The organism is Collimonas arenae (genome assembly GCF_000786695.1).
GTDB lineage: Bacteria > Pseudomonadota > Gammaproteobacteria > Burkholderiales > Burkholderiaceae_D > Collimonas > Collimonas arenae_A.
The window spans coordinates 2,742,642-2,766,820 of record NZ_CP009962.1 but is presented as its reverse complement, the minus strand read 5'-3'; the positions used below and the strand labels follow the sequence as shown (position 1 = coordinate 2,766,820).

The following is a 24,179-nucleotide window of genomic DNA, read 5'->3' as shown; positions in this document are numbered from 1 at the left end:
AGAGAACACCGTCAACTATGGATATGCCATCTCACCAGCTCACCATGACCATACTGATGTCGCCCGATATGGCTAATTTTTCCGGTAACGTCCATGGCGGCGCCATTCTCAAGCTGCTCGACCAGGTGGCGTATGCCTGCGCCAGCCGCTATGCGGCGCAATACGTGGTGACCCTGAGTGTGGACCAGGTCACTTTCCGCCAGCCGATTCATGTCGGCGAGCTGGTCAGCTTCCTGGCCAGCGTCAACCACACAGGCACTTCATCGATGGAAGTCGGCATCAAGGTCGTGGCCGAGGACATCCGCACCCAAGTGGTGCGTCATGTGAACAGTTGTTTTTTCACGATGGTGGCCGTGGATCACGAACGGCGGCCGATCGCCGTACCACCGTTGCGGCCGTTCAGCGCTGAGGAGAAACGGCGCTTTGAAGGCGCCATCCTGCGCAAGCAGTTGCGCCAGGAACTGGCACGCCGCTTTGAAGAGGTCAAGCCGACCTGAAGACGGTCTGTGGCCTTTTTCCAGGCTTTTTATCCTGGCGGTCTGCGCCTATGCATGATCGCATCACTATCGACAGAAACGGTTCCGATGATATCTTCGCGCGCACGCTTTGCCTGCTTGTTTGGACTGTACATCTTCTCAGCGGCTGCCGCGCTTGCTGCTACCGCACCACCCGTGACCGACGCCAGCCAGCAGTTCCATGCGCTGTACACGCAGGAATGGCTGTGGCGTCAGCAACAGTTTGCCGGCGCTGACGATGAGGACAGCCAGGGGTCTCCAGCCGACCATCTGCCCAAAGTGGACGCCGCTGCCCAAACCATGCGCGAGCAGTACTGGACCAAGGTGCTCAATCGGCTCAATGCGATCCCCAAGAATCGGTTGAAAGGCGAGGACCCGGTCAATTACGCCGTCTACAAACAACAGATCGAAGTACTGCTGGCAAGACAGAAATTCCGCATGTGGGAAATGCCGTTCAACAGCGATTCGGCGTTTTGGAGCGATCTCGGCTTTACCGCACGCGGCACGTTTACTTCTCTGAAGAGCTATCAGGACTATCTCGGCCAGCTGCATGATATGCCGCGCTATTTCGACGAGCAGATCGCCAATATGCGTTTAGGCCTGGCGCACGGCTTCGTCCAGCCGAAGATCATCCTCAAGGGACGTGATGAGGCGATCGCGACCATCGCCGACGCCATCGGCGAGCAGAACCTGTTCTACACGCCTTACAAGAAAATGCCCACAGTCATTCAGGCAGAGGAACAAGCCCGGCTTCGCGCCGAAGCACTCGCTGCAATCAAGCATGATGTCATCCCCGCCTACGCCAAGCTACTCGCCTTCATGCGCAACGAGTACATCCCCAAAGCGCGCGACAGTCTCGCCGCTGAAGACCTGCCTGACGGCAAAGCGTTCTATCGCTCACAGATTCTCGAATACACCACGCTGGACATGAACCCCGATGCGATCCACGCGCTGGGGCTTCAGGAAATGACCAGCATTCATCAGCAGATGCTGGACACCATCAAGGAGACCGGCTTCAAGGGCAGCTTTGCCGATTTCCTGCATTTCCTGCGTACCGACCCGCAGTTCTACGCCAAGACACCGGACGAATTGCTCAAGGACGCTGCATGGATCGCCAAGCAGGTTGATGGTAAGGTTGGCGACTACATCGGCCGCCTGCCGCGACGTCGCTTTGCGATCGAACCGGTGCCGGCAGAGCTGGCGCCGATCTATACCAGTGGCCGGGGCGGCCCGGGCACCTACCTGGTCAATACGTATGACCTGCCTTCCCGCCCGACTTACTCGTTGCCGGCACTGACGCTGCACGAATCTTCACCCGGCCATGCCTTGCAGATGCCGCTGGCCGCCGAGATGGATGGCTTGCCCGACTTCCGTCGCCGCAACTACATCTCGGCCTACGGTGAAGGCTGGGCGCTGTATAGCGAATACCTGGGCCAGGAAATGGGCATGTACACCACGCCCTACGCACGTTTCGGTTACCTGAGCTACCAGGCTTGGCGTGCGGCGCGACTGGTAGTCGACACCGGCCTGCATCATCTGCATTGGACGCGCGAACAAGCGCAGGATTACCTGCGCGAGAACACCGCGCTGGCCGATCATGAAATCGAAACCGAAGTTGATCGCTATATCAGCTGGCCGGCCCAGGCCTTGTCCTATTACCTGGGCGAGATGGCGATACGTGATGACCGCACCCGCGCCGAGCAAGCCCTTGGGACAAAATTCGACATCCGGGCCTTCCACGATGCCGTGCTGTCCACCGGTTCGGTCCCGCTGCCGGTACTGAATGCGCGGATCGATCAATTCATCAGCGATGGCGGCAAGTCGCCTTATCCGCAGCGGTAATGGGCGTTCTACTATTGGAAAATCACTAAAGGCAGTTCATTCAAGCTGTTTCGCCAGCTTTCCGGGCAACGGCACATTCAGCCATTTTTGCACGATGCCATTCAGCGCATTATCTTTCTTCGCTTGCGTCAGCGCGGCGTTGACGCTCGCCATCAACGCCGGTTCTTCCTTCAACAAACCCACATAGCAGGCTGATTCCTGGATGATGTATTTCATTTGCGGCTTGTTGCCGGCCGCCTTTCCCGCCAGCGCTACAGCGACGAAATCGCCGGTGCCGACCAGTTGCACCTGCCCAGCCAAATATGCGGAGATCATGCCGTTGTTATCTTCATAGCGTTTGATGGTGGCGCTCGCCGGTGCGGTATCGGTAAGCTGGCTATCCTGGAAAGTGCCCCGCGCCACGCCGATGGTCTTGCCTGCCAAATCGGCAGGACCTGAGACCTTAATCCCGGCCGGACCGAAAACGCTATTGTTATAGGGCGAATACGGCTGCGAAAACGCGATGACTTTTTCACGCTCGGCGTTCTTGCCCAAGGTGGATATCACCAGATCGGCCTTGTGCGTCTGCAGATAGGCGATGCGGTTAGCGCTGCTGACCGGCACCAATTCCAGCTTCACACCCATGTTCTTGGCGATCAGCGCTGCGACATCAATGTCCAGTCCTTGCAGTTTCAGGCCTGGCGTGACGGAGCCGAACGGCGCGAAATCCTGCGGCACGGCTACCCGCAGGATGCCGCGTTTCTGGACATCGCTCAAACCGTCGGCGCGTGCACTCTGTGCACACACAAGGAATGCATTGAGGGACAGCAGAAGCAGCAGTTTTGCAAGTCTCATCAGATTCACCTGAATGAAGATATTGATGGAGGGATAGTCGCGGCGCTTCAAGCAGTGTAACCGCGATCGTGCCGGACTGGCGCGCATACAATCTTACGCAATAAATATGCCAAGACCAGGGTCATCAACGCCAGTCCCATGCAATCACGCGCCATTCCGTGCTTCCCGCGCCGCCATGTGCGATATCCGTGAATCCGATTTGCCGGTGCGCCCCCAGGGATCGGGGATTATTGACCGACACCTCTGTAACAATAAAATCACATTCAGTGCGCATGTGCTCTCTCAGCGTTTCGTAGAGCCTCCTGAAAACACCCTTGCCGCGGAACGCCTTGTCGACACAGATTTGCCCCATGAAAAAATAAGGATGATCTCGCAGCGGCCTGCCGTCAAAAACGGCAGCCTCGGCGTCATCGAACATGCTGTCGAGAAATGGGAAAGAAGTCCGGCAATCCTTCATCATGGTCAGGGCATAACCGATGACGATGCCGTCGGATTTTGCTACGGCATGCCGGTACGCGCCGCACATGAGTTGCAACTCTTGGACCGTGTATTGCATGGTGACGAAGCCTTCCGTCAGCCGCTGGTCGGAAGCAACAGCATCCGGAAGATTGATCTGCTGTAGCTCAACAATACGTTCCAGATCGCCGATCTTGTCGCTCATCTCGAAGGTAATCATTGGTGTCTTCCGCTTTGTTGTGGACGGGTGAAAAGAGCATATCTTATCTTGGCGCCGTCTTCCTGCAGACGGGTTCTAGTCACCGTAGAAACAGGTGTTTTGCGATTGGCGGCTGCTCAAGAAGTGAAGGTTACAGCAATGCCAACTGGCATGGCAGCACCTCATATGCCTTGATCAATGGTCATTGCCAGCGCATTATTTGCTGCATGCGTATGCCATTTTTTGAAATAAGAAAGACTGTATGATCTCTCCTCAGTTCAGGTCCTTGCTGAAAGACGTCCATCAATGCGATGTCTGCGCCGAATTCCTGCCGCTCGGCCCCAATCCGGTGCTTCAGGCGCATCCGGCTGCGCGGATCCTCATTGCTGGCCAGGCTCCTGGTAAAAAGGTGCATTTGTCAGGCGTACCCTTCGACGACGCCAGTGGCGACAGGCTGCGCGACTGGATGGGGATCGACAGAGAGGTTTTTTATGATGAAAAAATGTTGGCCATCTTGCCTATGGGGTTTTGCTACCCTGGCACTGGAAAGTCCGGAGATTTACCGCCTCGTCCCGAATGCGCGCCAAAATGGCGGGCCAGGATCCTGTCTCAGCTGGCGCATGTCGAGCTGACCCTGGTGATCGGCCAGTACGCGCTGGCCTACCATTTCCCTGATAAATACAGCTCTCTTACCGAAGCCGTCCAAGATTGGCCGAATCGAGCGAAGGACATCATGGTGCTGCCGCATCCGAGTCCGCGGAACAATCTGTGGGTCAAACGTAATCCGTGGTTTGAAACCGAATTGATACCGGTCTTGCAACAACGCATTACCCGGATCTTGCAGGCCAATATCTGAGTTCCTGCGCATTTTGAGATTTTATCCGGGGAATATGGTTTGCGGCAGAAATGCAACCAGCTGCATTTGTTTCTTTGTTTCTTTGTTTTTTTGTTTTTTTGTTTTTTTGTTTTTTTGTTTTTTTGTTTTTTTGTTTTTTTGTTTTTTTGTTTCTTTGTTTTCCAGTTTAAAACAGGCAAAAAGAGACTGCGCTCGCATCCTCCGAATTTGCATATGCATACTCAAAATGATTCGTTCCGCTATCCGGCTTAAGCGCTCTATATTGGTGAAAAACCAATGGAGAGCCGCCCATGTACTCTTTCTTCCAGAGCGCGGCTGCGCGTCTGCCTGTCCACACCGGTCCGAATACCGCTACCGCCGGAAACAACCTATTTCCAGCCGCAGCCTGGTGGTCGCGGCTAGAGCTGCCGACATGGGGATTGATCTTCATAATCTACGGCGGCTGGCTAGTTTGCGTGCTGCATTGGCAGGCGCTTGGTCCCTGGCTGGGAACACCTCTGCTCATTATCCTGACTGCCTGGTACATGTCGCTGCAACATGAGCTGATTCACGGCCATCCGACAGCCAACACGCGCTTCAACGCCCTGCTTGGCCAGTTGCCGCTGGCAGTGTGGTATCCGTATGCGGTATACCGCGACAGCCATCTCGGTCATCACCATAACGAGACCCTGACGCTGCCTGGCGTCGATCCGGAAACCTATTATGTGTCTCAAATGCTGCCACCCCATAGCGACCGCCGCTTGCAATGGCGACGTTTTCGCAACACGTCGGCTGGCCGCCTGCTGATCGGTCCGGCATATGCGTGGTCGCAAACCATTCGTACAGCCTGGCTGTCGCGCAACCGTAAAACCGCAATTACCTGGGGCGGCCACGCCTTCTTGCTGGCCGGGATGCTGGCATTTCTTCAGCGTGCAGGCATATCGCCATTCTTCTATGTACTGATGATTGCCTACCCGGCGTTAAGCCTGACCATGGTGCGCTCCTTGTTTGAACATCGGGCGGAGACCGCCGAACATGCGCGCTCCGTCATCAACGAGGCGGCATGGCCATGGCGCCTATTATTTCTGAATCTGAATTATCATCTGGTACATCACCTTCATCCCCGACTGCCCTGGTTTCATCTGCGGCTAGCCTACCTGGCCAAACGCGATAGTTACCTGGAGCAGTCCGAAGGGTTCGTCGAACACGGTTATCTGCCTTTGCTGTGGCGCTATCGCAACACGCCGGTGATTGCCGATGTTCACCCGTTTGCCTGAATTTGCGTCACAACAACGAAAGCAATATGAACCAGTTCATCCGCCAGCTGACCGCCGTTCTCACATTTACATTGTTCACTTCCTTGCTGGCCTGCAACGCGCAGGCGGCCGATCCGATCCGGGTAGGCTCCAAGATCGACACTGAAGGCGCGCTGCTGGGCAACATGATCCAGCTGGTGCTCGAAGCAAACGGCATCAAGACAGTCAATCGACAACAACTGGGCACCACCAAGGTCGTGCGTGGCGCATTGCTGGCAGGCGACATCGATATTTATCCGGAATACACCGGCAACGGCGCTTTTTTCTTTTCCGATGGTAACAACCCGGCCTGGAAGAATGCCGGCAACGGCTATCAGCTGGTAAAAAAGCTGGATTTCGACAAAAACCACGTGGTCTGGCTGACGCCTTCGCCAGCCAACAATACCTGGCTGATTGCGATCCGCAAGGAAATCGCGCAGGCGAACAAGCTCAAAACCATGGCGGACCTGGGGCGCTGGATCAGCCAGGGCGGCAAGATCAAGCTGGCGGCTTCGGCAGAATTCATCGAGCGCCCGGATGCTTTGCCGGCCTTTGAAGGCGCTTACGGTTTCAAGCTGAAGCAGGACCAGTTGCTGACTCTCGCTGGCGGCGATACAGCCGCCACCATCAAGGCCGCTGCGGAACAGACTTCCGGCGTCAACGCTGCGATGGTCTACGGCACAGATGGCGCGGTGGCGGCGCTGGATCTGGTTACGCTGGATGACGTCAAGGCGGTGCAGCCGGTCTATGCGCCGACTCCGGTAATACGTAGCGATGCGCTGACGAGGCAGCCCAAGATCGCCGAGCTGCTGAAACCGGTCTTCAACTCGCTCGATAGCGTGACCCTGCAAAAACTCAACGCTGGCATCGCCATCGAGGGCCGCGACGCCCGCAAAATCGCTGGTGACTATCTGCGCAGCAAAGGCTTTATTAAATGACGGCGGAGCGCCTTGCAAACCTGCCGCCGCGGTCTGTCAAACTGGCGCCATCGTCCATCAAGCTGCAAAACCCTGTACATCTGCTGCTCGCGGCGTTGGCGGTGCTCGCCGCCGTGACCCTGCCGCTGCTCACGTTTGCCCCTAACCGCCTGCTCAGCGGCCACGGTATATATCTAGGCGAGCTGTTCAGCCGCCCTGGGCCAAATTGGCTGCTGGCGATTCCGGCGCTGCCCTTGCTAGCCGCGCCCTGGTTGCGCGCTAATCGCATAAGCCGGATATTGCTGGTGATTTCAGTGGCGTTGTTCAGCGCCGGCTTGCTGGCAGTGGCCGGCCAGGAAGCCCAGCTGCGTAGCGGCGGCGCCGATTCGCTGGCGCGGGTTTCGTTTGGCGGCGCTTTCTGGGTCCTTGCCCTGACTGCCTGGCTGCAACTGACCGAAGCATTGCGCGGCCTGTCGCTTCCCGTGCCGGCCCGGGTCGCGGTGGTCATGACGGCGGCGTTGCCTGCCGCCGGTTTGCTGCTGACGGGCCAATCGGACAGCCTTTCTCTGCTCAAGGAATATCACAACCATCTGGACACCTTCGACCTGGCTCTGTTGCGCCATTTGCAACTGGTGTTCTTTTCGGTGCTGCCTGCAATCCTGATCGGCACAACCCTCGGCGTCTTGTCGTTCCGCAGCCGACGTCTGCACAAGTTATTGTTTCCAGTCTTGAATGTGATACAGACCATCCCATCGATTGCGATGTTCGGCCTGTTGATCGGGCCGCTGACCTTGCTCGGCGTCTTGCTGCCAGGCTCCGGGATTAGCGGGATCGGTATGTCGCCGGCATTGCTGGCGCTGGTGCTGTACTCGCTGCTGCCGATGACCCGTAGCGCCCTGGCCGGGCTGGAACAGGTGCCGGCTTCGGTGCGCGAAGCTGCGCGCGGCATCGGCATGTCGCCATCGCAACTTTTTTTCAAGGTCGAGCTGCCGCTGGCCCTGCCGGTATTCCTGAACGGCGTCCGCGTCACCACTGTGCAGGCCGTGGGACTAGTGGAAGTGGCGGCGCTGATCGGCGCCGGCGGCTTCGGCACGCTGATGTTTCAAGGCATGGCCAGCAGCGCGCTGGATCTGGTGCTGCTAGGCGTGATTCCGGTCGTTTTGTTGGCAATTGCCGTCGATACTGCCTTCAAGGTGGTAATTTCATTGTTAGTCAGGAAAATCGATGATTGAAATCGACAACATCTGCAAATCCTTCGACGGCCGTGCGGCAGTCAGCGAAATGTCGCTGACGATCAAGGCCGGTGAACTGATAGTGTTGATCGGTAGCTCAGGCTCCGGCAAATCCACCTTTCTGAAATTGCTTAACCGTCTGTTGGAACCCGATAGCGGCAACATCCAGTTGCATGGAAAAGACATTGCCGACTATTCGCCGGAGCAGCTGCGGCGGCGTATCGGCTACGCGATCCAGTCGGTCGGCTTGTTTCCGCACTGGACCGTGGAACAGAATATCGCCGCCGTACCGACTTTGCTGAAATGGCCAAAAGCACGGATCCGGGAACGTGTGAGCGAACTGCTGTCGCTGCTCCATCTGCCGCCGGAGGTGTTTCTTCAGCGCTATCCACACCAGCTCTCCGGCGGCCAGCAGCAAAGAGTCGGCGTTGCGCGCGCATTGGCGGCGGATCCGGAAGTGTTGTTGATGGACGAGCCGTTCGGCGCGCTGGATCCGGTCACCCGCGCCAGTTTGCAGCAGGAACTTGCCAGCATCCACGCCATGTCAGGCAAGACCATTGTGCTTGTCACCCACGATATCGACGAAGCGCTGGCATTGGGCGAACGGATTGTATTGATGGATCAGGGCCGGATTGCGCAACAAGGAACGCCACGTGATTTCCTGCTCGCCCCCGCCAGCGATTTTGTGCGCGGTTTTGTCGGCCAGAGCGATGTCGGTATCCGCTTGCTTGGATTGGACAAGGTCGCAGACCGCGTTCGCGCTGGAGATACCATCGCCGGCGAGCCGATTCGCAGCAACGACACTTTGCGCGAAGCGCTGTCCGCTTTCATTACCCGCAAGGTAGACATCCTGCCGGTCGTGGATGAACATGGCCAGTCCGCAGGCGTACTGCATTTCTCCGACTTGCTGGGCGCACCGACATGAGCCTGGCCAGCCAACTACGTAGCAGCCTGGGGCGCCATCGCTGGCTCGCCATAAGCAGCCTGCTGCTGGCCGGCCTTACCTTTGGCATGCCGTTGGCTGCCCCGCTGTTTCGCGCTGTTTTCCCGGATCTGGAGCGGCCGCTTTACATGCAAGAATCCTTTTTCGGACTGGTGCTGGCCCATCTGTACATTGTGTCGATATCAGGCGGCATCGCTGTGCTGGCAGGTATTGGCGCCGGATTGCTGGTGACCCGGCCTGCAGGAAAGGCGTTCCGTTCCCTGCTTGAAACGGTGCTGGCCATCAGCCAGTCGTTCCCGCCAGTGGCGGTGCTAGCAGTGGCGGTGCCATTGGTCGGTTTTGGCGAGACTCCCGCACTGATAGCGCTGGTCATGTATGGCATCTTGCCGATTGCGCAAGGCGCCATGACGGGCCTGTCCTCGATTCCCCAACCGATCCTGGAAGTGGCGCGCGGCATCGGCATGAGCCGCGCCCAGATTTTGTGGCGAGTGGAGTTGCCGCTGGCGGCGCCGGTGATACTGGCCGGGGTACGGACCTCGATGGTGATCAATATCGGCACAGCGGCGATTGCTTCCACTGTGGGCGCCAAAACGCTGGGCTTGCCGATTATCGTCGGCCTCAGCGGCTTCAATACCGCTTATGTGATCCAGGGCGCGCTGCTGGTCGGGTTGCAGGCCATTGTCGCCGACCAGTTATTCGAATTGCTGGCGCAAAAGTTGTCTCCACAGTCGGACAATCGTGTACAAAGCAGGAGCAGTGCATGATCTGCGCGCTGCCGATGTATCCGTTTCCAGAGGATCACTTGCGTATCTTCTGGAGCACATTGAGGCAGACGTTACAACGCACCGGCATACATGATGTGCCGCTGACGCTCGACCAGCCCGACGATCTGCTGCAGCACTGGCAGCGCAACGATTTGCTGCTGAGCCAGTCTTGCGGCTTTCCCGTTTCCACCTTGCTACGCGGCAAGGTGCAGGTCCTCGGCGCTTTTCATTTCGATGTACCAGGCTGCCAGCAAAGCGCTTACAGCAGCAGCCTGCTGGTGCGCAAAGAAGACTGCAACAAGCCGCTGGCCGGGTTTCGCGACGCGGTTGCCGTCTGCAATGAGCGGCATTCGCAATCCGGATATCACGCACTGCGTAGCGCGGTTGCGCCGCTAGCGGTCGATGGACGATTTTTTTCAAGAGTGCTGTTTAGCGGTGCGCATCGCCGTTCAGCGCAAATGATCGCTAGCGGCGAAGCAGATATTGCAGCTATCGATTGCGTCAGCGCCTTTCTGCTGCGTCAGCAAGAACCGGCTACTTTCGACCGGCTTGCCTCTATCGACTTCACCAGCCCGATGCCCGGCTTGCCTCTGATTACCTCTCAGGCCACGCCGGCCGCCGCTGTGGCGCAACTGCGCCAGGCGCTGGCGACCTGTAGCCGGATGCCGGAACTGACGCAAACTCTCCAAGCGATGCGTATCAGCGGCTTTTCCGCCCTCGATCAAGAGGATTATCGTATCTGCGCCGCCAAGGCAGAACAAACTGCCAGAGACGGCTTGGCCGAATGGTAAACCGGCTGCCGGCATTGCGCATCGACGGTAGCCGGTAATGTCAACCAAAGTACTTCAAGCCACCATGGTTCCAGCGTTTTCAGCATGGCGCCTTTCTCTTTGATGCAATTGCCCATCAGCGCAAAGCCGCATATTTCCTCCTTGCCATTGGTGTACACCGCCCGCATACCCTTGAACGCGCCCTCTTCCTGCAGCTTCTCCGCCGCTTCCCATTGGCTGGTCAAATCTATCGGCGGCACCAAGCCGTTGACTTCCTCACAATCACCCAAGGCATAGACATCATAAGCGCTGGTGTAGAGCCAGGCGTTGGTGACAATCCCGCGGCCGACAAACAATCCGGCCTTGCACGCCAACTCCAGCCGGGATGCCAGGCCGATGGCCGCTACGACGCGGTCGATTATCAGGGGCAGTCACAATGCGCGCTGGAGGGTCGACGATATGCTGAACGAGGAAACAATTAAAGAGAAAATAGTTAGCGACTTTTGATGTTTTGAATTGAACAGTAAGCATTCCGAATGCACCCTACTGCCAAATTATGTCCGACATGATCAAAGATTATCATTGGGCCTTATCCCAGTGCATCCGCCGCTCTTCAGTCGCCTCCTTGAGCAAGTGGTAGGAGCGCTCCGGATTGCTCTCCGTCGTCGATCCACCTGTATCCATCGCCAGCGCCAATGACTGCAGGGCCGGAGGGAAATCGCCTTGCGCGGATTTTTCAAGCCAGCTGCGCGCCATCGTCAGATCGCGTTGTACGCCGTCGCCAGCCTCATACGCGTTCGAGAGCAGGAACATCGCCTGCGCATTGCCATTGGCGCTGGCTTGCTGCAGCCAGGACACCGATTGCGCCAAGTCTTTTTGCATACCCTCGCCATACTTGGCCATGCGCGACAACATCAACTGCGCCCTTTCGTCATCTTGCGCTGCCGCCTTTTTGTACCATTGCACGGCGAACTCCGGATTTTTGTCCAGCTCCAGCTTGCCGTTATAGTAGGCGCCGGCAAGCACATAAGCCGCTTCCTTATCACCGCCCTGCGCCGCTTTTGTGAACCAGAACACGGCGTCCTTCGCATGTGCGGCCTGGTCTGCATAGGCTAGCGCCAGTTCTCGCTGCGCTACCGCGGAGCCTTGCCTGGCCCATGTCTGGAGCTCTTCAAGCGCATGCGTCTGCCGACCTTGTTTGGCCAGCACGCCGAGGCTTTCCAGCTGCGCGCTGCCTGGCATTGTTTGCTGCTGGCCACATGCGGCAAGCGACAAAACGAGGGCTAGCACCGCTGGGAATTTCAAATATCTCTTCATTTTTATCAAACCGGCCAGGCACCGCGGAACGGTGCCCGGCGCATCGGTTTATTTGCTCAGGTCAATTGCGTATTTGGAAAAGCCGCTTGGATCAAGCGCGCCTTCAGCTGTGACGCGACTGAGGTCGAGCGCCTGCGCCACTGCCAGCTTGCCGGGAGTGGAACGTAGTATCACCGGACCATTGGTCGCGACCTTGACGAAACTCCAGCTCTGGCCGCTGCCGTTGTTGGCCTGCGTGACTTTGCCCAGCTTTTGCAGATAACTGCTGACCACTGCCTGGCTGGCGTCGGGTGACTTGATGATGGTTTTGCTGCCATCGATGCCCGGGAAGTTACCGCCGCCACCGGCGCGGTAATCATTGGTAGCGACGATAAAATCGTCGGTGGCGGCCACCGGCTTGCCCTGGTAAGTCAAATTGACGATGCGGCTACCGACCGGCTGGGTGACGTCGATCTGGTATTGCATCGCATTGCCTTCAGCGTAAAAGACGTCATAGTTGTAGATCGTTGAATACGACGGCACCAGGTCTTGTTCTGCAGTCACGCTCGGATCGATTTTGCCGAATTGCGAAGCTGAGGTTTCCAGCCAGTTCTTCAGGTCGGAGCCTTTGATCTTTACGGCCTGGAGGTTATTGTTGCTGTACAGGTAGAGATCGCCCGGATTGCGTACCTGCAGCGCGAACGGACTGGCCTTGGATGCGGTCGGCGCTACATCGGTGAAATCCGAGGGTCCGTTGCGGCCGGCCTTGAACGGCGCGCTGCAAGAGATCACCGGGATGTTCTTGTAGCTGGACAGCGTAGCATCGGTGGAGTTCGCGATGAAATTTTTCACGTAATCGATTTGCGCCTGGTTGACGATCTGGATCGCTCCGACATCGCCCGCCAGCGAGAAATACGAGGACATCTCGAAATCCGTCGTAGTGCCCAGCGGTTGCTGCGCGTAGGCAATCGTGGCCTTGTGTTCGCTATCCACCAAGGCTGCAATGGCAGGATCTGCAGAGACGTTAGTGACGCCATCGGTGTATTTGAATCCACGCGCCTCTACCGTTGTTTGCGGTTTCTGGATCACCCATTTGCCGCCGGTATATTGCAAAGTCAGCTTGATGATGCCAAGACGGCGGCCCCAGCTTTGCGCCATTACGGTCGGTACGTTGTTGACGAAACCATTTTTGCTGTCGACGATATTTGCCGGCAGCGCAGCCAGCGAAGCGTCCAGCGCCGGCGCCTTGGCTTCCTTGGCTTGCGGGAAAATCAAATGCGAGTGGCCTACCAGCAATGCATCGATGCCGGTGGTAGACAGGTACAGGCTGCCGTTTTCCATCTTTGGACTATATGGCGAAGCGTCCAGACCGCCGTGCGACAAGGCGACGATGACGTCGGCACCGGCGCTGCGCAATTGCGGCACGTACTTGTTGGCGCTTTCCTGCACGCCGTTGACATACACTTTACCGGCCAGGTTTTTCTGGTCCCAGTCCATGATTTGCGGCGGCACGAAGCCTAGAATGCCGACGTTGAGCCTGACGTCGATGGTCTTGCCATCCGGCGTGGTGGCGGAAAACTGCTTGGGAATCACTGCATAGGGATTGAAAATCGGTTTCTGGCTGGCGACGCTGTTGACGTTGGAGAGCACCAGCGGGAATGCCGGCGCGCCGCAGGCGCCGGCCGGCTTGGCGATGCCGGTGACGCCCAGGTCGGAGTTGGTGATCTGGCTGAGGAAGTTCAAGCCATAGTTGAATTCATGGTTGCCGATGCCGCCGCCGTCATATTTAAGCGCGTTCATCACTTTGTGCACGGCCAGCGTGCCGTTGCAGGTGACCGGCGTTGCCTGCGCCTGGTAATCGCCAAGCAAGGTGCCCTGGATGACATCGCCGTCGTCGAACAGCACGTTGTTCGGATTTTCTGCACGCGCACCCTGGATCAGGGTCGAGGTGCGATCGAGGCCGAGGCTGGTATCCGGCGCCAGTGCATAGTAGTTATATCCCAGCACATTCGAATGGATATCGGTGGTCTCGAGAATCGCCATCTTCAGTACGCTGCCTTCCTGGATCTGCGCCGTCAGGGGTGCAGAACTGCTGCCGCAGGCGGCCAAGGCGATTGAGGTGGCGGCAACCAGTGCCGGCTTGCCAAATTTCTTATGCATTAAACAGTCTCCGGAAATAAGAACGCGCCGGGTATGGCGCGTTCGTCACGATGGGGGTCAGTAAAACCAGGCGTCTTTCTGGATGTTTGTAACAATCCAGTAACGCATTGTTGGGATTATGTATCCCAAATATGACCCCATGATGAATCCGCAGACCGCCCTCCCCCTTTATCAATAACAGGAAGAGCGGCTGCCTTGCATTACCCCTTGAGACGATAGCCGGTCTTGAAAATCCACCAGAGGACGCCCATGCACAACGCCAGGAACGCCAGCGTCATGCCGGCGCTGACCAGGACGTTGACGTCGGCAACGTCATAGAAACTCCAGCGGAAACCGCTGATCAGGTAGACCACCGGATTGAACAAGGCGACCTTTTGCCAGAACGGCGGCAGCATGTTGATCGAATAAAAACTACCGCCGAGGAAAGACAATGGCGTCACGATCATCAATGGAATCAACTGGAGCTTTTCGAAGCCGTCGGCCCAGACCCCGATAATGAAACCGAACAGGCTGAAGGTGACGGCGATCAGCACCAGGAACCCCAGCATCCAGAACGGATGCGCAATCTCGAAAGAAATGAAGACCCGCGCCGTGGCCAGGATCAGCAGGCCGAGAATCACCGATTTGGTCGCGGCGGCGCCGACATAGCCACAGACAATTTCAACGCTGGAAATCGGTGCAGAGAGCACTTCGTAAATGGTGCCGGAGAATTTCGGCATGTAGATACCGAACGAGGCATTCGCGGTGCTTTGCGTCATCAGCGACATGATGATCAGGCCGGGAATGATGAAGGCGCCGTAGCTGACGCCGTTGATGCTGACCATGTGGGCGCCGATGGCGGCGCCGAACACCACGAAATACAGCGCAGTAGAAATCACCGGCGAAGCGATGCTTTGCATTAGGGTGCGCCCGGTGCGCGCCATCTCGAACATGTAGATCGCGCGGATAGAGTGAAGATTCATGTTTTTCTTTCTTATGCTTTCACCAGGTTGACGAAAATCTCTTCCAGCGAGCTTTGGCTGGACTGCAGATCCTTGAAGTCGATGCCGTGCTCGCTAAGTTGCCGCAACAGGCCGGCAATCCCGGTTTGTTCGCTCTGGGCGTCAAATGTGTAGACCAGCTCGTTGCCGTCGGCGGAGAGCTCCAGCTGATTGCCGCCTAAACTGTCAGGAATACTGGCCAGCGATCGTTGCAAGTGCAGCGTCAGCTGCTTCTTGCCGAGTTTCGCCATCAACACCGCTTTGTCCTCGACCAGGATGATCTCGCCCTTCCTGATGACGCCGATGCGGTCGGCCATTTCCTCGGCCTCTTCGATATAGTGGGTAGTGAGAATGATGGTGACGCCGTTTTCGCGCAAACCACGCACCATCTCCCACATATCACGGCGCAATTCGACGTCAACGCCAGCGGTGGGTTCGTCCAGGAACAGGATCTGCGGTTCATGCGAGAGCGCCTTCGCGATCATGACGCGGCGCTTCATACCGCCGGACAAAGTGCGAATTTTTGCATCCTTCTTGTCCCACAGCGACAGGTCTCGCAGGATTTTTTCAACCAGTGCGGGATTTGCGGCCTTGCCGAACAAGCCGCGGCTAAAGCTCACCGTAGCCCAGACGCTTTCGAAGGCATCCGTGGAAAGCTCCTGCGGCACCAGGCCGATGCGCGAACGCGCGGCTCGGTATTCGCGCACCACGTCGTGGCCATCGGCCAGGACATGGCCCTGGCTGGGGTTGACGATGCCGCAGATGATATTGATCAGGGTGGTTTTACCGGCGCCATTCGGGCCTAGCAGCGCAAAGATCTCGCCGCGCCGGATTTCCAGGTTGATGCCTTTCAGCGCGCTGTGGCCCGATGCGTAGGTCTTGGTTAGGTTGTTGACTGAAATGATGGATTGCACTCGGCGTCCCTCTAAAAATCTGCATAGTCATGCATTCTAAAGGGGCTTTGCATTTGCTGCTGGCGAGTGGACTAATGCCTGCTGGCGAACTCTTCAGGCAATTATCCGCCGCCGGAGTTCGCTGGCGTAAAATTGTTTTATTTGCAATCTTGCTTTGCTGATCTTCGGCAGACCTCAATGCAGGATTGCACCTTGCTTGCCAATCATGATCATTTCCACGAATTTGGAGCCGTCATGATTGGTCGGGCTATATGACACCCTGACGCCGCCCAGATCGTAATCATGGATCGTTTCTAACGCCGCCATCAGTTTCGGCCGGGTCGGATTCGGCCCGGCCCTGCGCAATCCCTCAGTCAGCAATTTTGCCGCCACAAAACCTTCGAATGTCGAATAGGAACTAGGCGGGGGCTTGGCCATTCCTTTCAACACGCTCTGGAATTCCCTTGTCGCGGGGGCGGCAAAGTCTTTGGGATAAGGCATCACTTGCATAACGCTGACCCCGCGGCCGTCGTCGCCCAGCGACTCGAAGAAGGTTTCCGAACTCACATTGGAGAGCATCATGAATGTCGGATGGGCGCCCTTCTTGTGCATTTGCTTGACAAAATCGGCGCAGGCAGACGGCGTGCAAGCCATCAGCACCGCCTGCGGATTGGCTGCGGCGATGGCGTTGACCGCCTTGTCAATCTTCAAATCCTTGCGATCGTAGCTTGCGGTCACCACCGCGCCCAGTTTGTGCGCGGCCAGATTGCGCTCGAATCCAGCCAGTCCGTCCCTGCCGAAGCTATCGTCCTGGTACAGGATCGCCACTTTCTTGATGCCGAGCGAACCGAACAGCTCGATCATTTTTGCGGTTTCAGCCTGATAGCTGGCGCGCAAATTGAACAGATAAGGATTGAATGGCTGATGCAAACTCAGGCCACCCGAGAAAGGAGCTATCAGCGGCACTTTCTCCGACAACAGCAATGGCAACACAGCTTCTACCGTCGGCGTGCTGCGGTAACCAAACAACGCCAGTGCATTGTCTTCCTTCAGCAGTTTCTCAGTATTGAGCCGGGTCGTTTCAGGTTTGCGTTTGTCGTCATAGGACTTGAGTTCGATTTTTCGTCCGTAGACGCCGCCTTGGGCGTTGACCCAGCCGAAATAAGCCAGTGCGCCTTCCATGTTTTCTTTTCCGGTCGCCTCGCCCGACAGTTCCACCGACTGGCCGATGACGATCGGTTCATGAGCGGCTGGCTCTCCCGCCCGAGCCATTCCGATAGCCGCAAACAACAGAAAGCTGATAAACACTTTCATGCCTGGTCTCCCCTACTTGTCATTATTTTTAGCGACAATACTCTTACAAAGCTTACAGATAGCTTTCGTTTTTCGCCATTTTTGGTCGTTACGGGTTATCCGCCCCTGTGTGACAGGATCCCGGCTGTTGGGACCCGCACTGATTGCCGAGGCGGAAGCGTTGTTGTTGCGTGCTAGCCGTATGCAGACGCCCGGCCGTTTCCAGCTTGAAGCCGCAGTCCAGCCTGTACATGCGGCACGGCGTCTGACTGACCGCACCGACTGGCATGCGATTGTGCACTTGTGCGACGCGCTCCTCCGCCTCACCGATTCCATCGTGGTATGCATCAATCGCGCTGTCGCAATGGGGGCATATAAAAACGGCTCCGCAAAGGGAGCCGTCAAACAAGCGTTTTTTGGAGCGTTCTCAGGTCGTTCCCTTGCTAAAGCTGACGCTTTCCTTTTTTCCATGGTCCTTCCTGCGCACGACAACGGTGCCTGCCATCTTGTCATGCCAACCTTGTTTTTTCTTGTCAAAGGCAATCCATATGAATCCCAGGCACAGCCCGAATGCGGAAACAAAATAGCCGATATAGCGTACAGCCAGCTGTACTGGCGCTGGATCTCTTCCGGTTTTTGCATTGACGATTTTGGCGCCGATCATCATTTTTCCCGGCGAGCTTTGGGTCAACAGCCAGAATGCCAGGGTGGCGATGGCTGGAAACACCCATTCAAATAAAAAGCCGCCGTTGCCTTTGAAAATACGATCGTCTTGCCAGTATGCACTACCGTAAATTGCCAGCATTGCCGGGATGATCACCAGCAACTGCAACACAGAATCGACCAGGCTGGCCAACATGCGCGGCCAGAATCCGACGTATTCCAACTCCGATCCCACTTGCTCCATATGCAAACCTCTATTGTGAGCCGCACGATTGATGACAAAAAAAACTACTTGATGCGCTGTTTTTCCAGCTTGCGTGCTAGTGTACGTCGGTGCATTCCAAGTCGGCGCGCTGTCTCGGATATATTGAAGCCGGTCTCCACCAGTACTTCGTGGATCCGTTCCCATTCCAGGGTCTTGATTGACGTTGAACGCGTGGTCAGTTCAACTTCTGCGATTCCTGCAACGTGGCCAAATGCGGCTTCGATATCGTCGGTATTGGACGGCTTGGCCAGGTATTGGCATGCGCCGAGCTTGATTGCTTCCACCGCCGTGGTAATGCTGGCGAAACCGGTCAACACCACGATCAGCATCGCCGGATCGTGCTTGTGCAGCATTTGCACGCAAGCCAGGCCGGAAGTATTGTCACTCAGCTTGAGATCGACCACGGCATAGCCGGGCGAATGCTGCTGCAACAGCAGCGCTGCTTCATCCAGATTGGCGGCAAGCAGTACGGTATAGTCGCGCCGTTCAAATGAACGGCCGAGCGTACGTGCGAAAGTTGCGTCGTCTTCAATAATCAGCAGCAGACGATCAGCCGGCATGTTCTGGTTCCTCCTCAAGGCTGATGGCCGCCAGCGGCAATGTCAGCTGCACCAGCGCCCCACCCTCCGGACGGTTGCTGGCGGTGACGGTTCCGCCCAGTTTGCGGGCCACATTGACCACAAAAAACAGTCCCAGGCCGCTGCCCGGGCGGCCTTTGCTCGACTGGTACGGCTTGCCGATCTGGGGCAGCATGGAGGGTATGAAACCGGGACCGGCATCGGTGACAGTCAGGATCAGCGAGTCGCCGTCGCGCGTGGCTTCCATGCTGACCCATTGCGGCGATGCTTCCAGGGCATTATCCAGCACATTGCAAATCATCTGCTTGAGCGCTGAGTCGAACGCCACCGGAATATCTTGTTCAATGCGGTTTTCATAGGCAAACGAGGCGACCGGACGGGTCGCGCCCCATTCCTTCGCCAGCTCGTTCAAAAAAGTATTAATGGTGGTCTTTACCGATGATTCGCCGCGCGCTTCGCCAGCCGAAAGCAAGACCCCGCTGACGATGCTCTTGCAGCGTTGCAGCTGGGTTTGCATGTCGCCGATTTCTTCCAGCAGTTCAGGATTCTGGCTGAACTCGGGCATACGGCGCCAATCGCCCAAGATCACCGACAAGGTCGCCAGTGGCGTCCCAAGTTCGTGCGCGGCGCCTGAGGCCAGCAAGCCCATACGGACGATGTGATCTTCCTCTGCTGCGCGCTGCCGCAATTCGGCCAGCTGTGCATCGCCCGCGCGCAGGTTGCGATTGATGCGGGTGACGAAAAACACCAGCAAAGCGGCATTCATCACGAAGCACATCAGCAGGCCTTCGACGTACAGGCTGGATAAGCCGTCGCCGTGATCGGCCGGGAACGCCAGCGGCTCGGAAAACAGCGACAGGCCAGCCAGGCACAGGCTGGTGATGGCGACCATGCTCCAGGTCGACCAGGTTTCCAGCAGCACAGCACTGAGAATCACCTGCAGCAGAAACAGGAAGGCGAAAGGATTGGTGGTGCCGCCGCTCAGGTAAAGCTGTGCAGTCAGGATGCCGACATCGACCAACAATGCCAGGAACAATTCACCATTGGTGGCGACGCGGCGTTCGTGCCAGCGCAAATGACTGGCGATATTGAACGCCACCAGGCAAGCCAGCACTTTGAGCATGTGCGGCAATGGCAGCTGAATGCCGAAGCCGACGATGACGACGGCGATCGTGGTGATCTGCCCGATCACAGCAATCCAGCGTAGCTGGATCAGCTGCAGCATGTTCTTGTGACCGGCGGCGTTTTCCACGCCCGTTGCCACTGTCCACCGTTGCTTTAACTCTTCTGTATTTGCAAGAAGATCAATTTTGCTTGCCATCTTCGCTTTCACTGTCACTTTGGTCATTGCTGGCGGCGTTGCTGATTTCCGCAGCGCTGCGCGGTAATTTTCGTTCTTCGCGGACGCCCCAGTAGCAGCCTCCGACGACCATCAGAGCGAGAGCATACCAAGTGAGAGCATAAACCAAGTGGCTGTTGTGAAAGGCAATTACCGTCAGGCCGCCAACCGGACGCACAGACGAGCCGTCTCCGGCATCATCGTCGACTGGCATTTTTTTTGCATCGGCATCGACAAAATAAGGGGCAACTTGCGACAAGCCGTGGGCAGCCGCAATCGCTTGTACGTCGCGCGAATACCAGCGGTTTCCGGCGGGATCGTTATGGCGTAAAAAACCACCTCCCGGCTCGCTAATGCGCAGCAATCCATTCACCACCACCGTGCTGGAGACAGGTATGGCGCCAGGCGCGGGCTGTTCAGGTGCGGCGCTTGGAACAAAGCCGCGGTTGACCAGCACCACGCTGCCATCGGCAGTGCGCAGCGGCGTCAGCAGCCAGAAACCACTGCCAAGCTCGGTGGATGCCTGGACCCGGGTAGTCAATGCGTAGAGATAGTTGCCGCTCAATCGTACATGCCGGTACTCATCGGATTCGGCTGTGACCTGCGGCCACTGTTCAGGACCGGGAGCAGCTACGGCTGGCGCATGTACGCGCGCATCAACCCGTTGAATCAGATCCAGTTTCCATTGCAGGCGCTTGAGCTGCCAAGTGCCAAGGGCAAAGAAACCCGCAAACATGAGCACGGCGCAAACCAGCAGCGCCAGCTTTGCTGTGCTGGAGCAAGAACGCGGCGCCGTTTCCGGCGCCGCGTTCTTGTTTGCTTGTATCACCGGGCCTCGCGGCGCAGAGTTCATGGCATGTCGTGGTTTTTCGGCATGGTGGACATGTCATGCATTTCGTGCGGAGCAGGCATATTGGACATAGGTGACATGCCCGGCATGTTCTGCATCGACTCAGGAACCGTTTCGTGCATCGACGAATCGGTCATCATTCCCGGCATCATATTATGGTTCAGGTGATACATGACCCACAAAGAACCGCTCAACATGATGAATACCAGCATGATCGTGAAGATCAGCGCCAGCATCGACCAGCCGCCTTCGGACTTGGTGTTCATGTGGAGGAAATAGATCATGTGCACCACGATCTGCACGGCGGCGAAGGCCAGCAGCACCAATCCGAGGGTGCTGGACTTGTCGATGACCTTGCCCATCACCAGCCAGAAAGGAATCGCTGTCAGGATGACTGCCAGGATGAAACCGGTGGTGTAGCTTTTCAGGCTGCCGTGGTCGGCATGCATGTGGCCGTCGTGGCCATGATCATCGTGGCCGTGTCCGATGACACGCGCCGGGTGTTGTTGATGTCCGCCGCTCATGGCAAAACTCCCATCAGATAGACAAAGGTGAAGACGCCGATCCAGACCACGTCCAGAAAGTGCCAGAACATTGACAGGCACATCAGGCGACGGCCGTTTTCAGGAGTAAGGCCGTGGCGCTTTACCTGGAACATCAATGTGACCAGCCAGACGATGCCGAAACTGACGTGCAAGCCGTGGGTTGATACCAGGGCGAAGAACGACGTCAAAAAGCCGCTGCGTTGCGGTCCGTAGCCTTCATGGATCAGGTGGGCGAATTCGTACAGTTCGAAGCCGATAAAGCAGGCGCCGAGGATGCCGGTAACCGCCAGCCAGATCAGGGTGGCGCGGACACGCTTGCGTTGCATTTCCAGCATTGCAAAGCCATAAGTGATCGACGACAGCAGCAGCAGCGAAGTATTGATTGCCACCAGCGGCAAGTCGAACAGCTCGGCGCCTGTCGGGCCACCTGCGTAGTTACGGCCCAATACGGCGTAGGTCGCAAACAGACAGGCGAAAATCAGGCAATCGCTCATCAGGTACAGCCAGAAACCCAGCAAAGTGCCGTTTTCCGGATGGTGTTCGCGGACGTAGTAGCGCGCGCTCGGGTCGGCCGCGCTGTTAGTGTTCATAGTGATATCAGACATGGCTAGCCAGCAATCGTGTGCGTTCACCTTCTGTGCGGACGACTTCGTCCTCAGAGATGTGGTAATCGCGGTTGTAGTTGAAGGTGTGGGTGATGATGGCGGCCAGCATCGCTACGAAGCCAACCACTGCCACCAGCCACATGTGCCAGATCAGGGCAAAGCCGATCGCTGCGCTGAGCGCGGCGATGATGAAGCCGGCTGCGGTGTTCTTCGGCATGTGGATCGCCACGAAATCTTTCAGCGGACGGGTGTAGCCGTTGGCTTTCATGTCGGTCCACGCATCGTTGTCGTGTATCACTGGCGTGAAGGCGAAGTTGTAGTCTGGTGGTGGCGACGATGTCGACCATTCCAGCGTACGCGCACCCCATGGGTCACCGGTAGTGTCGCGCAGCGATTCGCGACGGATATAACTCACCACCAGCTGCACCACGAACGAAGCGATACCGAGTGCAATCAGCACGGCGCCAAAGGCAGCGATCTGGAACCAGATCTGCAGCGACGGATCTTCGAAGTGGCCCATGCGGCGGGTCACGCCCATCAGGCCCAGCACGTACAACGGCATGAAGGCAACGTAGAAACCGATGGTCCAGAACCAGAAGCAGCACTTGCCCCAGAAATCGTCCAGCTTGTAGCCGAAAGCTTTCGGGAACCAGTAATTGATACCGGCGAACATACCGAACAACACGCCACCGATAATCACGTTATGGAAGTGGGCGATCAGGAACAAACTGTTATGCAGCACGAAGTCGGCTGGCGGTACCGCCAGCAGCACGCCTGTCATGCCGCCGATAACGAAGGTGATCATGAAGCCGATGGTCCACAGCATTGGCAGCTCGAAACGAATACGGCCGCGGTACATGGTGAACAGCCAGTTGAAAATCTTGGCGCCGGTCGGGATCGAGATGATCATCGTGGTGATCCCGAAGAACGAGTTGACGCTTGCTCCCGAGCCCATGGTGAAGAAGTGATGCAGCCACACCAGGTAGGACAGGATGGTGATCACCACGGTGGCGTAAACCATCGAGGTATAACCGAACAGGCGCTTGCTGCTGAAGGTTGAAACCACTTCAGAGAAGATACCGAATGCCGGCAGGATCAGGATGTAGACTTCAGGATGACCCCAGATCCAGATCAGGTTGACATACATCATGGCGTTGCCGCCCATGTCGTTGGTGAAGAAGTTGGTGTCGAAGATACGGTCCAGCGACAGCATGCCGAGCACGGCGGTCAATACCGGGAAAGCGGCGACGATCAGGACGTTGGTGCACAGTGCAGTCCAGGTGAACACCGGCATCTTCATCATGTTCATGCCTGGCGCACGCATCTTGACGATGGTGGCGATCAGGTTGATCCCCGAGAGCAGCGTCCCTACCCCGGCAATCTGCAAGGCCCAGATATAGTAATCCACCCCCACATCCGGACTCGCCAATATGCCCGACAGCGGCGGATACGCCAGCCAGCCGGTACGCGCAAATTCACCGACGAACAGCGAAGCCATCACCAGCATGCCGCCGAAAGTGGTCATCCAGAAGCTGAAGTTGTTCAAGAACGGGAAAGCCACGTCGCGCGCGCCGATCTGCAGCGGCACCACGTAGTTCATCAAACCGGTCACCAGCGGCATCGCTACGAAGAAGATCATGATGACGCCATGCGCCGTGAAGATCTGGTCGTAGTGATGCGCAGGCAAGAAGCCTTCCGAGCCGCCGAAGGCAAACGCCTGCTGGGCACGCATCATCAGGGCGTCAGCAAAGCCGCGCAACAGCATGACCAGGCCGAGGACGACGTACATGATGCCGATTTTTTTATGGTCGATACTGGTAAACCAGTCGCGCCACAAAATGCCCCAGACCTTGAAATAGGTCAGTGCGCCAAGCACCACTGCGCCGCCGAGGGCGACCATGATGAAGGTCGCGATAAGAATCGGTTCGTGATAGGGAATCGCTTCCCAGGTAAGACGGCCGAAGATCAGCTTCGTCAGATCGATATGGTCTAGCATCATTACTTTCCGGTGAAAAAGGGAAACGTGGCGCATATCGCAGATACCATTGCGCCACTGCTTGCAGAGCGGAGCGCTGCTTGCGTTTGTTGCATTTGTTGCATTTATTGCATT

25 protein-coding genes are annotated in these 24,179 nt (G+C 57.1%); 9 read left to right on the top strand and 16 right to left on the bottom strand.

Features of this window, described 5'->3' with window-relative positions:
* Positions 1 to 17 precede the first annotated feature (17 nt).
* Together LT85_RS12290 and LT85_RS12285 are read left to right on the top strand one after the other, a co-directional pair.
* Positions 18 to 497 (top strand): acyl-CoA thioesterase, encoded by a 480-nt coding sequence (locus tag LT85_RS12290; RefSeq protein ID WP_081992321.1) that lies wholly within the window; start codon positions 18 to 20, stop codon positions 495 to 497.
* Positions 498 to 551: 54 nt separating this feature from the next.
* Positions 552 to 2,357 (top strand): DUF885 domain-containing protein, encoded by a 1,806-nt coding sequence (locus tag LT85_RS12285; RefSeq protein ID WP_253273724.1) that lies wholly within the window; start codon positions 552 to 554, stop codon positions 2,355 to 2,357.
* Positions 2,358 to 2,393: 36 nt separating this feature from the next.
* Here LT85_RS12285 and LT85_RS12280 read toward each other — a convergent pair whose 3' ends face one another.
* Complete coding sequence (locus tag LT85_RS12280) at positions 2,394 to 3,191, bottom strand: transporter substrate-binding domain-containing protein (protein ID WP_038496021.1); 798 nt, start codon at positions 3,189 to 3,191, stop codon at positions 2,394 to 2,396.
* Positions 3,192 to 3,315: 124 nt separating this feature from the next.
* Positions 3,316 to 3,867, bottom strand: coding sequence for a GNAT family N-acetyltransferase (locus LT85_RS12275; protein WP_038489112.1), 552 nt, complete (start codon positions 3,865 to 3,867; stop codon positions 3,316 to 3,318).
* Positions 3,868 to 4,132: 265 nt separating this feature from the next.
* On the opposite strand from LT85_RS12275, the gene LT85_RS12270 reads away from it, so the two are divergent.
* Positions 4,133 to 4,702 carry a uracil-DNA glycosylase family protein gene (locus LT85_RS12270; protein ID WP_367379801.1) on the top strand — a complete coding sequence of 190 codons (570 nt, stop codon included), beginning with the start codon at positions 4,133 to 4,135 and terminating at the stop codon, positions 4,700 to 4,702.
* A gap of 21 nt (positions 4,703 to 4,723) precedes the next feature.
* Here LT85_RS12270 and LT85_RS26555 read toward each other — a convergent pair whose 3' ends face one another.
* Positions 4,724 to 4,927 (bottom strand): hypothetical protein, encoded by a 204-nt coding sequence (locus LT85_RS26555; protein WP_216595063.1) that lies wholly within the window; start codon positions 4,925 to 4,927, stop codon positions 4,724 to 4,726.
* Positions 4,928 to 4,992: 65 nt separating this feature from the next.
* On the opposite strand from LT85_RS26555, the gene LT85_RS12265 reads away from it, so the two are divergent.
* Genes LT85_RS12265 through LT85_RS12240 form a run of 6 tightly spaced genes read left to right on the top strand, consistent with a single transcriptional unit; the run spans position 4,993 to position 10,623 of the window.
* On the top strand, positions 4,993 to 5,958 hold the full coding sequence (locus LT85_RS12265; RefSeq protein ID WP_081992318.1) for a fatty acid desaturase: 966 nt from the start codon (positions 4,993 to 4,995) through the stop codon (positions 5,956 to 5,958).
* 26 nt (positions 5,959 to 5,984) lie between these two features.
* Positions 5,985 to 6,914, top strand: a complete 930-nt coding sequence (gene osmF, locus LT85_RS12260; RefSeq protein ID WP_038496017.1) for a glycine betaine ABC transporter substrate-binding protein OsmF — start codon at positions 5,985 to 5,987, stop codon at positions 6,912 to 6,914.
* Positions 6,911 to 8,125, top strand: a complete 1,215-nt coding sequence (locus LT85_RS12255) for an ABC transporter permease (protein ID WP_081992315.1) — start codon at positions 6,911 to 6,913, stop codon at positions 8,123 to 8,125. Before osmF ends, LT85_RS12255 begins: the two co-directional genes overlap by 4 nt.
* Entirely contained in the window at positions 8,118 to 9,050 is a 933-nt protein-coding gene (locus tag LT85_RS12250; RefSeq protein WP_038489108.1) for an ABC transporter ATP-binding protein, read from the top strand. The genes LT85_RS12255 and LT85_RS12250 overlap by 8 nt, the downstream gene beginning before the upstream one ends.
* Complete coding sequence (locus LT85_RS12245) at positions 9,047 to 9,832, top strand: ABC transporter permease (protein WP_038489105.1); 786 nt, start codon at positions 9,047 to 9,049, stop codon at positions 9,830 to 9,832. The genes LT85_RS12250 and LT85_RS12245 overlap by 4 nt, the downstream gene beginning before the upstream one ends.
* Complete coding sequence (locus tag LT85_RS12240; RefSeq protein WP_038489104.1) at positions 9,829 to 10,623, top strand: phosphate/phosphite/phosphonate ABC transporter substrate-binding protein; 795 nt, start codon at positions 9,829 to 9,831, stop codon at positions 10,621 to 10,623. Before LT85_RS12245 ends, LT85_RS12240 begins: the two co-directional genes overlap by 4 nt.
* On the opposite strand, the gene LT85_RS12235 is transcribed toward LT85_RS12240, so the two are convergent.
* The 13 genes from LT85_RS12235 to cyoB all read right to left on the bottom strand — a co-directional run bounded on the left by LT85_RS12235 (position 10,563) and on the right by cyoB (position 24,065).
* Positions 10,563 to 11,021, bottom strand: a complete 459-nt coding sequence (locus LT85_RS12235; RefSeq protein WP_367379804.1) for an FAD-dependent oxidoreductase — start codon at positions 11,019 to 11,021, stop codon at positions 10,563 to 10,565. The genes LT85_RS12240 and LT85_RS12235 overlap by 61 nt on opposite strands.
* 160 nt (positions 11,022 to 11,181) lie before the next feature.
* On the bottom strand, positions 11,182 to 11,844 hold the full coding sequence (locus LT85_RS12230; protein WP_052135116.1) for a tetratricopeptide repeat protein: 663 nt from the start codon (positions 11,842 to 11,844) through the stop codon (positions 11,182 to 11,184).
* 123 nt (positions 11,845 to 11,967) lie between these two features.
* Positions 11,968 to 14,058 carry a bifunctional 2',3'-cyclic-nucleotide 2'-phosphodiesterase/3'-nucleotidase gene (locus LT85_RS12225; RefSeq protein WP_038489098.1) on the bottom strand — a complete coding sequence of 697 codons (2,091 nt, stop codon included), beginning with the start codon at positions 14,056 to 14,058 and terminating at the stop codon, positions 11,968 to 11,970.
* Between the two features lie 200 nt (positions 14,059 to 14,258).
* Entirely contained in the window at positions 14,259 to 15,020 is a 762-nt protein-coding gene (locus LT85_RS12220) for an ABC transporter permease (RefSeq protein ID WP_038489096.1), read from the bottom strand.
* A gap of 11 nt (positions 15,021 to 15,031) precedes the next feature.
* Positions 15,032 to 15,952 carry an ABC transporter ATP-binding protein gene (locus LT85_RS12215; protein WP_038489094.1) on the bottom strand — a complete coding sequence of 307 codons (921 nt, stop codon included), beginning with the start codon at positions 15,950 to 15,952 and terminating at the stop codon, positions 15,032 to 15,034.
* 174 nt (positions 15,953 to 16,126) lie between these two features.
* Positions 16,127 to 17,245, bottom strand: a complete 1,119-nt coding sequence (locus tag LT85_RS12210; protein ID WP_038489092.1) for an ABC transporter substrate-binding protein — start codon at positions 17,243 to 17,245, stop codon at positions 16,127 to 16,129.
* 406 nt (positions 17,246 to 17,651) lie between these two features.
* On the bottom strand, positions 17,652 to 18,131 hold the full coding sequence (locus LT85_RS12205) for an RDD family protein (RefSeq protein ID WP_038489090.1): 480 nt from the start codon (positions 18,129 to 18,131) through the stop codon (positions 17,652 to 17,654).
* Positions 18,132 to 18,175: 44 nt separating this feature from the next.
* Positions 18,176 to 18,712 carry a response regulator transcription factor gene (locus LT85_RS12200; protein WP_038489088.1) on the bottom strand — a complete coding sequence of 179 codons (537 nt, stop codon included), beginning with the start codon at positions 18,710 to 18,712 and terminating at the stop codon, positions 18,176 to 18,178.
* Positions 18,702 to 20,051, bottom strand: coding sequence for an ATP-binding protein (locus tag LT85_RS12195; RefSeq protein WP_038496013.1), 1,350 nt, complete (start codon positions 20,049 to 20,051; stop codon positions 18,702 to 18,704). Before LT85_RS12195 ends, LT85_RS12200 begins: the two co-directional genes overlap by 11 nt.
* Complete coding sequence (locus LT85_RS12190) at positions 20,035 to 20,922, bottom strand: SURF1 family protein (RefSeq protein WP_038489085.1); 888 nt, start codon at positions 20,920 to 20,922, stop codon at positions 20,035 to 20,037. Before LT85_RS12190 ends, LT85_RS12195 begins: the two co-directional genes overlap by 17 nt.
* Positions 20,919 to 21,443 (bottom strand): cytochrome o ubiquinol oxidase subunit IV, encoded by a 525-nt coding sequence (cyoD, locus tag LT85_RS12185; protein WP_052135115.1) that lies wholly within the window; start codon positions 21,441 to 21,443, stop codon positions 20,919 to 20,921. Before cyoD ends, LT85_RS12190 begins: the two co-directional genes overlap by 4 nt.
* Positions 21,440 to 22,069 (bottom strand): cytochrome o ubiquinol oxidase subunit III, encoded by a 630-nt coding sequence (gene cyoC, locus LT85_RS12180; RefSeq protein ID WP_038489083.1) that lies wholly within the window; start codon positions 22,067 to 22,069, stop codon positions 21,440 to 21,442. The genes cyoD and cyoC overlap by 4 nt, the downstream gene beginning before the upstream one ends.
* Complete coding sequence (gene cyoB / locus LT85_RS12175) at positions 22,062 to 24,065, bottom strand: cytochrome o ubiquinol oxidase subunit I (RefSeq protein ID WP_038496009.1); 2,004 nt, start codon at positions 24,063 to 24,065, stop codon at positions 22,062 to 22,064. The genes cyoC and cyoB overlap by 8 nt, the downstream gene beginning before the upstream one ends.
* Positions 24,066 to 24,179: the final 114 nt, after the last annotated feature.